Annotated in this window: 11 protein-coding genes and 1 pseudogene; 4 read left to right on the forward strand and 8 right to left on the reverse strand. The window is 65.8% G+C overall.

The genetic code is table 11. From position 1 onward, the window contains the following. Positions 1-272: pseudogene (locus tag HYG95_RS14910) on the forward strand (MBL fold metallo-hydrolase); the annotation flags it as partial. 63 nt (positions 273-335) lie between these two features. Here HYG95_RS14910 and HYG95_RS14915 read toward each other — a convergent pair. The 7 genes from HYG95_RS14915 to HYG95_RS14945 form a co-directional block, all read right to left on the reverse strand. After that, a complete protein-coding gene (locus HYG95_RS14915) occupies positions 336-1,412 on the reverse strand; it encodes an ABC transporter ATP-binding protein (RefSeq protein ID WP_181698545.1) in 1,077 nt (358 codons plus the stop codon). Between the two features lie 24 nt (positions 1,413-1,436). Further along, positions 1,437-2,765 carry an ABC transporter substrate-binding protein gene (locus HYG95_RS14920; protein WP_181698546.1) on the reverse strand — a complete coding sequence of 443 codons (1,329 nt, stop codon included), beginning with the start codon at positions 2,763-2,765 and terminating at the stop codon, positions 1,437-1,439. 20 nt (positions 2,766-2,785) lie between these two features. Continuing rightward, the gene (locus HYG95_RS14925; RefSeq protein ID WP_181698547.1) at positions 2,786-3,652 is read right to left on the reverse strand and encodes a carbohydrate ABC transporter permease; all 867 of its coding nucleotides are present in this window, start codon (positions 3,650-3,652) and stop codon (positions 2,786-2,788) included. Beyond that, complete coding sequence (locus HYG95_RS14930; RefSeq protein WP_181698606.1) at positions 3,649-4,599, reverse strand: carbohydrate ABC transporter permease; 951 nt, start codon at positions 4,597-4,599, stop codon at positions 3,649-3,651. The genes HYG95_RS14925 and HYG95_RS14930 overlap by 4 nt, the downstream gene beginning before the upstream one ends. Before the next feature lie 149 nt (positions 4,600-4,748). Continuing rightward, positions 4,749-5,618, reverse strand: a complete 870-nt coding sequence (locus tag HYG95_RS14935; RefSeq protein ID WP_181698548.1) for an Ig-like domain-containing protein — start codon at positions 5,616-5,618, stop codon at positions 4,749-4,751. Positions 5,619-5,904: 286 nt separating this feature from the next. Then, the gene (locus HYG95_RS14940; protein WP_255495373.1) at positions 5,905-7,248 is read right to left on the reverse strand and encodes a cytochrome P450; all 1,344 of its coding nucleotides are present in this window, start codon (positions 7,246-7,248) and stop codon (positions 5,905-5,907) included. A gap of 93 nt (positions 7,249-7,341) precedes the next feature. Further along, on the reverse strand, positions 7,342-8,604 hold the full coding sequence (locus HYG95_RS14945) for a serine hydrolase domain-containing protein (protein WP_255495374.1): 1,263 nt from the start codon (positions 8,602-8,604) through the stop codon (positions 7,342-7,344). An 83-nt stretch (positions 8,605-8,687) separates the two neighbouring features. Here HYG95_RS14945 and HYG95_RS14950 point away from each other — a divergent pair, with 83 nt between their 5' ends. Then, positions 8,688-9,314, forward strand: coding sequence for a hypothetical protein (locus HYG95_RS14950; RefSeq protein ID WP_181698549.1), 627 nt, complete (start codon positions 8,688-8,690; stop codon positions 9,312-9,314). Positions 9,315-9,377: 63 nt separating this feature from the next. Here HYG95_RS14950 and HYG95_RS14955 read toward each other — a convergent pair whose 3' ends face one another. After that, on the reverse strand, positions 9,378-10,052 hold the full coding sequence (locus tag HYG95_RS14955; protein WP_181698550.1) for a S1 family peptidase: 675 nt from the start codon (positions 10,050-10,052) through the stop codon (positions 9,378-9,380). A 490-nt stretch (positions 10,053-10,542) separates the two neighbouring features. Between HYG95_RS14955 and HYG95_RS14960 the strand changes: the two genes are divergently transcribed. Further along, positions 10,543-11,397 (forward strand): ABC transporter permease, encoded by an 855-nt coding sequence (locus HYG95_RS14960; protein WP_181698551.1) that lies wholly within the window; start codon positions 10,543-10,545, stop codon positions 11,395-11,397. Positions 11,398-11,399: 2 nt separating this feature from the next. Beyond that, positions 11,400-12,263, forward strand: a complete 864-nt coding sequence (locus HYG95_RS14965; protein WP_181698552.1) for an ABC transporter permease — start codon at positions 11,400-11,402, stop codon at positions 12,261-12,263. Positions 12,264-12,267: the final 4 nt, after the last annotated feature.

Genomic DNA, 12,267 nt, shown 5'->3' on the forward strand with positions numbered 1-12,267 from the left:
CCTCCGGCCACACCGCCTTCCACCTCCCCACCCAGGGCGCCATAGCCACCGGCGACGCCCTCATCACCGCCCACCCCACCTCGAACCACCAGGGCCCCCAACTACTCCCGAAGTTCTTCCACCACAACACCGAAGAAGCCCTGAACGCCCTCGGCGCCCTCGAACCCCTCGACGCCCCCCTCGTCCTCCCCGGCCACGGCCTCCCCTTCCGGAAGGGCATCACCGAAGCCGTAACCCGAGCCCGCGAACACGCAACAATTCAGCTCCGCTGACACAGCGCTGAGAACGACCGGATCTGAAGTCCAGCAGCCGCTGACAACGCCGGCTGAAATAGGTCAGCGGAGGCGGAGTTCGGTTTCGGCGTCGAAGTAGAAGATTTCTTCGGGTTTGGGGCGGAGGTGGAGGGTTTCGCCGAGGGTGGTGTGGAAGCGGCGGTCCACGCGGACGACGATTTTGCCCGCGCGGGTGGACCAGTCGGTGCCCGCGCCGTGGGTGTAGACGAAGGATTCGGCGCCGAGTTCCTCGAGGAGTTCGGCGACGACGGTGATGCCGTCGGGGTCGGTGGTGACCTCCCAGGATTCGGGACGGATGCCGAGGACCACCCGAGCACCGGTAACGCTGCGCGGCAACGGGATTCGCAGGCCGTCGAGGACGGCGTGACCGTCGGTGACGGGGGCTTCGAGCAGGTTCATGCCGGGTGAGCCGATGAAACCGGCGACGAAGGTGTTCACCGGGTCGTCGTAGAGTTCGCGCGGTGCGGCGATCTGCTGCAGGGTGCCTTCGCGCAGCACGGCGACGCGGTGGCCCATGGTCATGGCCTCCACCTGGTCGTGGGTGACGTACACCGTTGTGGTGCCGAGGCGCTGCTGTAGGGCGGCGATCTGCGAGCGGGTGCTCACCCGCAGTTTCGCGTCCAGGTTGGACAGAGGTTCGTCCATGCAGAACACCTGTGGGCGGCGCACGATCGCCCGCCCCATCGCCACCCGCTGCCGTTGCCCGCCCGACAGTTTCGCCGGTTTGCGGTCGAGCAGCGGCTCGAGTTCCAGCATGGCTGCGGCTTCGCGCACGCGAACAAGAGTGTCGGACTTCGACATTCCCGCGTTGCGCAGCGCGAAGCCCATGTTCTGCGCCACCGTCATGTTCGGGTACAGCGCGTAGCTCTGGAACACCATCGCCACATCGCGCGCCCGGGGCGGCAGGCCGGTCACATCACGATCGCCGATGCGAATCGTGCCGTCCTCCACCGATTCCAACCCGGCGAGCATGCGCAGGCTGGTCGACTTGCCGCACCCGGACGGTCCGACGAGCACGAGGAATTCGCCGTCGGCGATATCGAGATCGAGTGCGTCGACCGCGGCGGTCTCGCTGCCGGGATAGCGGTGGGTAACACCGTCGAACTGCACTGTCGCCATGGACTTCTCCTCGAAACGCGGGGACTACTTGGGCAGCTTGGGGGTGATCTGCCGGTCGATGATCGCCTGGATGTCACCGGCGACCTTCGCGAGAACCGTTGCCGGATCGGCGTTCTGCAGACCGATCTGCTCGTATCCGGTGCCGATGATCTGGTCGGCGCCGGGCACGAACACCCGCGCGTAGTCCTGCGACTTGGTCACCGCCAGTTGGTCGATGGCGGTCTTGGAGTGCGGGTTCTTCGCGAGGAAGTCCACCTCGGTGGGATCGCTCACCGCCGACTTGCGCACCGGCATGTAACCCGTGTTCTGCGAGAAGTACGCCGTATTGGCGGCATTGGTCGCGAACTCGATGAACTTCAGCGCGTTCACCTTCCGCTCGGCGGAGATGCGCGAGGGCACCGCGAGACCGGCACCACCGGTGGTGACGCCGGGCCCACTGGGATGTGGCAGGAATGCCGTGCCGAGCTCGAACTTGCCGGTCGCGTTCTTCTGGATGCCCTTCAGGTCACCGGTGGAAGCGATGGTCGAGGCGGCGACCCCGGTCCCGAAATCGACGGCGATCTGCGGACGGATCGCCGCGTACTTCTTCACATTGATCGATTCGCGCAGGTAGGTGGCGGCCGCGATCGAACCGGGATCGGTGAACTTCAGCGCCCACTTGTCGGAGTAGGCGCCGCCGAAGGTCCAGTTCGGGCCCTGGAAGGTCCAGCCGAGGTAGTTCTTGGCATCGCCCCAGGCATGCGCGAACTTGTCGCCGCCGACCACCGACTGGATCTTGGGCCCCCACTCGTCGAACTCCTGCCACGAGTTCGGTCCACGATCGGGCAGCCCCGCCTTGGCCCACACATCCTTGTTGTAATAGAACAGCGGCGTCGAGCGCGCGTACGGCAGCGCGTAGTGCTTACCGTCGAACAGGTAGTCCGCGGCCAGCGAATCGACGTAGTCGTCGAGCTTCACCCCCGCGTCACCGAACAGCCCGTCGAGCGGTTCGATGGCACCGGTCAGCGCGTAGTTGAACCACCAGACATCGGACAGCACAACAACATCGGGCAGGTCACCACCGGTGAGCGCGGCGTTGAACTTCTGCGCCACCTCCTCGTAGTTCTTGCCCGCGTCGACGAGGTTCACCTTCAGCTCGGGGTGCTGTGCCTGGAACCGGTTGATGAGCTCGAGCTCGAGTTCCTTGGAGGTGCCGGGGTGATTGGACCAGAAGGTGATCGTGTTCGCGTCGCCGCCACCACCGGACCCGCCGCCGGTGCCCGCGCAAGCGGTGAGCGCGAGACCGGCGGCGACACCGCCGGACAGGCCGAGGAAGCCGCGACGGCTCAGCGCCGGAAATCGTGAAGTTGACACGTGGATCTCCTGTTCGAGAATCAACCCTTGACCGCACCGGAGGTGAGGCCTTTGATCATGTGACGTTGCAGCGCGAGGAACACCACGAGAATCGGCAGCATGGTGAGCACCGTGCCCGCCATCACCGGACCCCAGTTGGTGACGCTCGGGTTCTCGGTGTTCTGTAGCAGCGTGAGCCCCACCGGCAGGGTGGCGACGTCGGCGGAGTCGGCCATCAGGAACGGCCAGAGGTATTCGTTCCATTCGTTCACCAGCGTGACCACCGCGAACGCCACCATCGTCGGCCCTGACATCGGCAGCACGACACGGGTGAGCAGCCGCCACCAGTTGGCGCCGTCCATGCGGGCGGCCTCGATCACCTCACCGGGTAGCGACAGGAAGTGGTTGCGCATGAGGAAGGTTCCGAAGGCCACGCCGCAGAGCGGGATGATGATGCCCTGGAAGGTGTTGCGCCAACCGAGCTGTGCGATGAGCGCGTAGTTGGAGATGACGGTGATCTGGTTGGGCACCATCAACGCGGCGATGATCGCCAGGAACACGATGTTCTTGCCGGGGAAGCGCAGGAACACCAGGCCGTATGCGCTGAACACCCCGAGCGCGAACTTCACCGCCGACACCACCCCGGTGACGATCAGCGAGTTGCGCAGGAACGTCCAGAACGGGACGGTCGTCGTGGCGTGCCCGTAGTTCTCCGGGTGCCAGCTGTGCGGCCAGTACACCGCGGGCTGGGTGTAGATGTCGGCGCGGTCCTTGAACGAGGTGATGAGGATCCAGAACAGCGGAACCCCGACCATGACGAGCACGCACAGCATCGCCGCGTACCCGAGCAGGGTGATCGCGCGTTCCCGCCTGCGATACGAAACCGTTTCGGGACCAACGTGTTTCATCGTTCACCTCGATCCATCACGCGCACCTGGATCAGGGTCACCACGAGCAGCACGGCGAACATGATCGTCGCGACAGTCGCGCCGTAGCCCGCCCGGAAATTGCGGAACGACTCCTCGTACACCTGGAAGACCATGGTTGTCGTGCCGTTGCCGAGCGGCCCGCCACGTGTCATCACATTGATGATGTCGAATACCTGAAGCGAGTTCAGCAATACCGTGATCGAAAGGAAGAATGTAGTCGGACGGAGTTGCGGCAGAAGTACTTTGGTGAATGTCGTCCACCGGCTCGCGCCATCCATTTCGGCGGCTTCCAACAGTTCGCTCCGCACGCCCTGCAATGCCGCCAGATAGATGACGAAGGTGTATCCGAGATTCTTCCAGATGTAAGTGATCGTCACCATGAACAACGCCCACTGCGGATCCTGGTAGAAATCCGGCACATTCGTCACGCCGAGGCGGTGCAACACATCTTGCACGAGCCCGAAACTGGGGTCGAAGATGAATTGGAACGCCACCCCGATCGCCGCACCGGAGATCACGAACGGCGCGAAGATGGCAGAGCGAACCACATTGCGCCCGAACAACTTCCGGTCGAGCAACATCGCCAGCGCCAGGCCGAGCGCCATGCTCACGACCACCGCCGCGACGGTGAAGATCACGGTGTTGCCGACGACCTTCCAGGAGTCGTCGCGCTGCCACCATTCCACGTAGTTGGCGAAACCGATGGGCGTGGCGACGGGGTCGGCGATGTTCCAGTCGGTGAACGAGAGCCGGATGTTGTCTGCCAGCGGCCGGTAGACGAACATCCCGAGCAGAACCAAGTTCGGGACTACGAGTAACAGAAACAACGCGTAGTCCTGCCACGGCCGATTTCTCAGGCCACGACCTCGCTGCACGGGAAGAACCCGCTCCGGACTGCTACGCACCGCGGCAGCTTTACGGCGCATGGCGAACCGCTGGTTAACCCTGCCCGCCGATTTCCTGAACATCGGGCGCACAAAGACGAGTACAGCAAAAAGCCGAACAACACGACCTGGTTTGATCGTATTGTTCGGCTTTTGTTCAGTGCCGCTGGGGAATCAGTGGCGCCGGGCTGTTAGTTCCAGTCGCCCAGGCCGTCGCCCGCGCTCAGGGTGGGGCCCTGGGTGCCGGTGACGATCACCGCATCACCGCGACGCGAGTTCTCCAGGAACCACTTGGCATCCTCGGTGCTCACGTTCAGGCAGCCGTGGCTGGCATTGGAGTAGCCCTGCTGACCCACCGACCACGGGGCGGCGTGGATGAAGATGCCGCTGTTGGACAGGCGGGTGGCGTACTCGACCTCGAGCTTGTAGCCCTCGGGGTCGGTGACCGGCACACCGTAGGTCGACGAGTCCATCGTCATCTTCTCGAGCCGCTCGCCGACGATGTAGGTGCCGTTGGGGGTCTCGTAGCCGGGCTTGCCGAGCGAGGTGGGCATCTCGCGCACCACTTCACCGTTGCGGGTGACGGTGATGACCTTGGTGGCGTCGTCCACGGTGGCGACGAGGGCGTCACCGATGTGGAACGAGCTGGTGGTGCCGCCGGCGACGACGGTCACGTCGGTGTTGGCGGGCCAGAACTCGGTGGGCTTCCAGCGCACCTGCTTGTCGCCGGTCCAGTAGAAGTTGCCGGGCACGTTGGCGCTCGAGGTGACCTTGATGGCCCGCTCGGCGGCCGCACGATCCTCGATCGGGTCCTTGAAGGTGATGATGATCGGCTGTGCGACACCGACCGTCTCGCCGTCGGCGATGTTGATGTTCGGCGGCGCGAACGTCGCCTGCGGCGCGGGCTGCTCGACCACGGGGTTGCTGGAACCCGCGCCGGGAAGCACGGGCTGAGCCTGCGCGGGAACAGCGATGAGCGCGCCGGTGGCCGCGATCGCCGCCGTCAGCAGCAGACCACGGCGAAGCCGATGGGATTGCTGCCGGTTTGCCTCGTAGTGCATTAGGTTTCCTCGTCTATATCTTCGAATGACGCGGAGTCCGCATGGGGTCTCCACGGGGTAACGACGCCCCGACCCTGACCGCTCATTCCTACCCGTCCGGGGTGACAACGTGCCAGCTCCGTTGCATCGCGATCACGGAACGGCAACGCTGTGCGCTGTGTCACATAACAACCTGTGACTCAGCGGCTTTCGTCAAACGCCACGCTCAGGGCGGCGAGTCGGAAAGGCGTCGGCACCACGGTCCGGAAGCACACGCATGTGACTCTCAAACCTGGAGTGAGGGAGATCACGCCGTGCGTGTGAAGTGGATCGCCCGTTTCGGCGCGGTCGCGAGATTGTGCGGCACCGTGCGCGGCCGGCGGCCGAGGGCCAGCGCGGGGTCGAGGCGCAACCGGGCGCGGGTGAGCAGGGTGGCGAGCACGACGCGCAGTTCGTATTCGGCCAGCGTGGCGCCGATACACCGGCGATGACCGCCGCCGAACGGCGCGTACTCGAACGGGGTGAACTTGCGGCCGAGGAAACGGTCGGGGTGGAACATTCGTGGTGCCGGCCAGATCGACGCCTGGCTGTGCAGTACACCGACCGCCAACCCGATCGTCTGTCCGGCGGCCACGTCGACCCCACGCCAGCGCCACGGTTCGCGCAGCTGCCGCAGCACGATGGGCACCGCCGGGTGCAGGCGAAGCGTCTCCTGGCAGACGGCGTCGAGCAGCGGCGCGGTGGCCTGTTCGGCCGGGTCGTCGCCCGTCTGTGCCAGCTCGTCGGTGAGCCTGGCGAGCAGGCCGGGTTCGCGATGCAGGTGATACAACGCCCAGGTGAGTGAGGTCGCGGTGGTCTCGTGCCCGGCGACGAGCAGGGTGCGCAACTGTTCGCACAGTTCGGAATCAGTCAGCGCGGAGCCGTCCTCGTAACGGGTGGCGAGCAGCAGATCGAGCAGATCGCCCGCGGCCGGGCCCTCGGCGCGACGGCGCGCGATGCCTGCGAGCAGCCGCCGATCGAGCCGGCTCCTGGCCGCGACGAAGCGGTCCCACGGCCCGAAACCGCCGGTGGCACGGCGCAAAACGGGAGCTACGAGTAGTGGCGTGGTGAAGGTCGAGAGGAAATCGTCGACCGCGTCGGCGTATTCACTGTCGGCACCAGCGCCGAACACTGCCGCGAGGATCGTGCGCAGGGTGATGGATCGTGCCTTCGTCAGCACGTCGACCCGGCTGCCGACCGGCCAGGAAACCCCTGTACCACTGTCGGATTCGAGTTCGCGCAACGTCGATTCCCGGATCACTTCGCCCAGCGCCCGCACCTTCGCGCGGTGGAACGCGGGCGCGAGCATGGCCCGATCCGTGCGATGACGCGGCCCTGAACTGAGGATCAGTGACGCCGTGCCGACCATCGGCTCGATCGGGTTCGGCCGCGGCGGGTCGACGAGCTCGACCGGCGCCCGGAACAGTTCGCGCGCGCCCTCGGCGGTCCCGGTGAACAACACCGGCGGAAATCCCGGAAAACCGACCGCGAACGGGTCACCGCTCGCCGCACGTCGACGCAGGTAGCCCTCGAAATCGAGGCCTGCGGCCAAGCCGTGCAGCAGGGCGGGGCGTGGTGGGCGCTGACCGTTCATGCTGTGTCCGATCGGCATGCTCGGGCGGCCTCCGTGGTTACGCTTCGCTGCCGCCTCCGGCCGCTGACCTCTCATGCCGGGTACTACGGTGTGCGCCCGCGTCCGGTTCGACTACCGCTCGGCGCGGGTGCGCCGCACGGTGCCCTGGGCGATGGCGGCGAGCTTGGCCAGCCGTGCGTCCCCGAGCGCGGTCACCGCGTTGCCGAGGCGGTTGGTGACGAACGCGATCGACATGCCCAGATCGGGATCGGCGTAGGCGCCGGAGCCGCCGACTCCGTAGTGGCCGAAGGCATGTCGTGGTTGCTGCTTGGTCATCAACACGGGCCGGTGGTAGCCGAGGGTGAACCGCAACGGCAATCCGAGCACGTAGTCACGGCTCTCGGTCTGCTGCGTGCGGTTGATCTGCTCGATCGTCTCCGGGCGCAGGAACTGCACCGGCGAATCACCGTCGGCCACAGTATTTTCCGCGTCACCCGTATAAACAACGCCACCGTTGGCCAGCGCGCCGTACATCCGCGCCAGCGCCCGCGCCGAGAACACCCCGTTCCAGCCGGGCATCACCGCGTCGTGCACGCGGGGATCGCGCACCAGTTCGTCGAAACTCTCCGGCATCCCCGCCTCCGCGAGGCCACGCACGGGCCGCACCCAGGACAACACCGACGACGCGGTGTTCCAGCGGATACCCGGCGGTGCGAGATGCGGGAATATCTTCGCGATCCGGCGGCGCTGCGCGACGGGCACCTGGAACCAGAACTCGTCGGTGCCCAAGGGCTGGGCCACTTCCCGGCGCAACAGCTCGGTGAAGGATTCGCCGGTCGCGCGCTGCAGGATCTCCGAGACCAGCCAGCCGAAGGTGATGGCGTGGTACCCGGAGGTGCGGATGCGGCGCGGGTCGGCCGGACTCTCGGCCAGGGCCGTCACCACCGCGCCGTAGTCGAGAATCCCCTCGCGGCCCGGAACCAGCCCGCGCACCCGATGCAACCCGGCCCGGTGCGACAGCACATCGCGCACGGTGATGTCGTGCTTGCCGTGCGCGGCGAACTCGGGCCAGTACTCCGCGACCGGCGCCTCGTAGTCGATCAACCCCCGCTCGGCCACCCGGTGCAGCACGGTGGCGGCTACACCCTTACCGGTGGAGAAGGTGAGCGCCACATGCCCGCCGTTCCACCGCTGATCCTTGGCCGCCCACCCCGCCCAGACATCGACGACCGGGCGTCCGTCGAGGTAGATCGCCAGCGCACCGCCCCCGCGGCTCGGCTGCTGGAACATCCCGAAGAAGTGGTCGGCCAGCCGGATGAACCTCGGATCGATGCGCATCTGCCGTGGCGCGGTCGGCGTTCCCGCGTCCGGCTCGCCCGCTGTTGCTGACACCATCGGCCCAACCTCCTGATGCTGCGTAGCGATCCGCCGACCGGATCGGGTCGACGCCGGTGGCTTCGGTGGTGTATTCACAGTAGGTGTTTGCAGATCTGTCCATCCGCCGGTTGGCCGGCGCGCTCGCCATCACGGCGTTCGCGCTCGGTTCGAGCGCGTGCGGCGGCACCATCGACGGCTACGCGCAGCCGGCGATCGACGTGGTCCCCGCCACCAGCAGCGCCGCACCGACCACCAAGAAACCGGGCAAGTCGACGACGAGCAAACCGGCACCCACCACCAAAAAGGGTGGAACCACCGACTTCCAGGCCAGCGTCGGCGACTGTGTGAATCTCGGCGGTACCGCCGAGGACGCCACCATCGAGAAGGCCTCGTGCGGCAGCCGCTCGGCCAACTACAAGGTGATCGGCAAGGCGCCCAACCGCGACGGTTGTATCGCCGACAGCGACCAGAACTACTTCGAAACCCTCGACGGCGTCGAGACCGGCGCCCTGTGCCTCGACATCGACTGGGTCGTCGGTGGCTGCATGGACGTGGCCGCCGAACAACTCGTCGCACGCCGGATCGACTGCAACGCCTCGGGCAACGAGCCGGTGCGGGTCGTCACCATCAAGAGCGACGCGACCAGCGCCAACGACTGCCCCGACGACGCCGACGTGGGCTATGTCTACGACACCCGCCGCTTCGTCGTCTGCGCGCAGACGCTGTAGACACCGACGACGAGACGGGCCGCACGGTGTGACCGCGCGGCCCGTTGTCTGTTCACTCGCCGATCAGATCGGGTGGAACCCGGATCCGTGACCGCCGCGCGCGTTCATGTCGTTCATGATCGCGGACATGTTCGTGCCGACCTCGGGGCCGAAGCAGGCCACCGCGAGATAGGCGTTCACCATCCCCACCAGCGTCGAGCCGACCACCACCGGCGCACCGGAATCGCCTTCCACGACGCACATCTGCGACCACGTCTCCACATTGGTCGCGAACACGTCGCCCCAGGTGATGCCGCAGGTGTTGCCGGTGGTCCGGCCCTCCTTGCACACGATGGTCGGGAACTGGGCGGGCCCACCGACGCCGGTGATGGTGACATTGCCGATCCGGTTCACCGGGGTGATCCGGCCGGGGGTGAATTCGATGACGGCGTAGTCGAGTTCGGTATTGCTGTAGACGAACCTGCCGATCTCGCCGTATCCGCGATCGACCTCGGCGGCCACGGGTGCGCCCGCGTCACCGCAGTGCCCGGCGGTGAGGCCGACGAGCCTGCCCGCGCCGTCGTGGCCGACCGTGGTGAGGGTGCATTCGAAGGTGTTGTCGATGACGATCCCGGATCCGCCGCCGATCACCGGTGGGCCGGGTTGTGCCTGCGAGGTGCCCGCGCCGGTGCCGAGTAGAGCCGCACCGAGGGTGAGCGCGAAGGCGGCCGTGGCCACACGCGCGAGTTTGCTGAACATGTCCCTCCAGATGTCGGAAGTTCGCACGATATCAATACGGTCTGTCTATAGCCGCAGTATTCGATCCCGGGCGCGCCAGAGCGAAGCCCTCGGATTGCTGCTTACCAGGCGCCGCGACACCCCGGGCAGTGATAGCGATTCTCTATCGAAATCGTGATGAAGCCGGCCCTGGCGAGTTATACCCGTGATCCGTGCGAGAAATCAGACGTGTCATTCGTTATGTATGACAGTTTTCCGCAATATTCTTTCCGGCAGCCGCAGACGCTGGGAGTCCGTGCTCGGAAACGACATCCGGCGCAAACTCCTAAGCGGGACAATTCAGGGCTGTATGGTCCGTCATGGCAGTGGTCATAAGGGCCGCCGACAGTGATATCCATCTATGACAGCGCTCACATGTCGGTGGTGTGTTCTGCACTACTCCGTAGTAAGGTGCGTCAAGCAAACAAGTCGTCGGGGTGTTGATGGCCTGGCGTCGAGAGGGGTAATAGCAGTGCAGTCGACCAAGAGTCCGCCCGAACGTTCACGGGTCAGTGAAGCTGTGGACTGGACCAAGGGCCTTTGGGAAGACCATCCGAAGAAGTCCCTCGAAACCTTCGGTCGACAGATCACGATGGGTATCGAAGCCATCACGGAACTGATCGTCGCGATCTTCCGTAAACGCTTCCCCTTCGACGAGTTCGTCCGCCAGTGCGCGTTCATGGCCAACGTCGCCGCCGCACCGACGCTGCTCGTGGCCATCCCCATCGCCGTGATCGTGTCCATCCAGGTCGGCGCGGTCGCCGGTCAGGTCGGCGCGACCTCGTTCATCGGCGCCGCCAACGGCCTCGGCATCATTCAGCAGGGCGCGCCCCTGGTCACCTCGATCATGATCGCCGGTGCCGTCGGCTCCGCGGTGTGCGCCGACCTCGGCTCACGAACCATCCGCGAAGAGATCGACGCCATGAAGGTGATGGGTGTCGACCCGCTGCGCAGGCTGGTCGCGCCCCGCCTCGGCGCCGCCATGCTGGTGAGCTTCCTGCTCTGCGGTTTCGTCGTGTTCGTCGGCTTCATCACCGGCTACATGTTCAACATCTTCGCCCAGGCGGGCACGCCCGGTTCCTACATGAGCACCTTCGCCTCGTTCGCGGTGACCCGTGACCTCGCGGTGGCGCTGCTCAAGTCGGTCATCTTCGGCATCATCGCCGCCATCATCGCCTGCGACTCGGGCCTCAACGCCCGTGGCGGCCCCGGCGGTGTCGCCAACGCGGTGAACTCGGCGGTCGTGAGTTCCATGGTCATGCTGCTCGGCGTCAACGTCGCGATCACGCAGATCTACGCCGCTGTCTTCCCCCCACAGGTGGTCTGACCATGTCATCGACTTATGTACCTCCGCTGCTGCGGCCGATACGCCAGCTCAAGGCGGCGGGCAAAGCGCCCGTCGACATGCTCGCCCGCCTCGGCCACCAGGTGTTCTTCTTCCTGCGGTCCGTCGGCTCTATTCCGCTGGCGTTCAAGCAGTATCCGAAGGAGATCTGGCGCCTGCTCTCCGACGTCACGTGGGGAAACGGCAACATCGTCGTCGGTGGTGGAACCATCGGCGTCATCCTCATCATCAGCGCCTTCGGCGGCATGACCGTCGCCATCCAGGGCCACACCTCGCTCGACCTGCTCGGCCTGAGCCCGATCACCGGTGCCATCTCGGCCTTCGCCACCACCCGTGAACTCGGTCCGCTGCTCGCGGCGCTGGCGTTCGCGGCCCAGGCCGGCTGTCGATTCACCGCGCAATTGGGCGCCATGCGCATCTCCGAGGAGATCGACGCGCTCGACTCCATCGCCATCCGCCCGCTGCCCTACCTGGTCAGCACCCGGATGATGGCCGCGGTCATCGCGATCGTTCCGCTGTACTGCATCGGCCTGGTGATGGCCTATCTGTCCTGCGCGGTCACCGTGCAGCTCATCGGTGGCACCGCGGCGGGCACGTACTCGCACTACTTCTACCAATTCCTGGTACCGACGGACGTGCTGTACTCGCTGCTCAAGGCGATCATCTTCGTCATGATCACCACGTTCATCCAGTGCTACTACGGCTTCTTCGCCTCGGGTGGTCCCGAGGGCGTCGGCGTGGCCGCGGGCCGGGCGATCAAGATGTGCATCATCCTGGTCGTGTTCGCCGACCTGTTCATGACATTGGCGATCTGGGGCGTCGACCCCGGCATCAGGATCTCGGGGTAGGGCC

This window comes from Nocardia sp. GTS18 (genome assembly GCF_013839555.1).
GTDB lineage: Bacteria > Actinomycetota > Actinomycetes > Mycobacteriales > Mycobacteriaceae > Nocardia > Nocardia rosealba.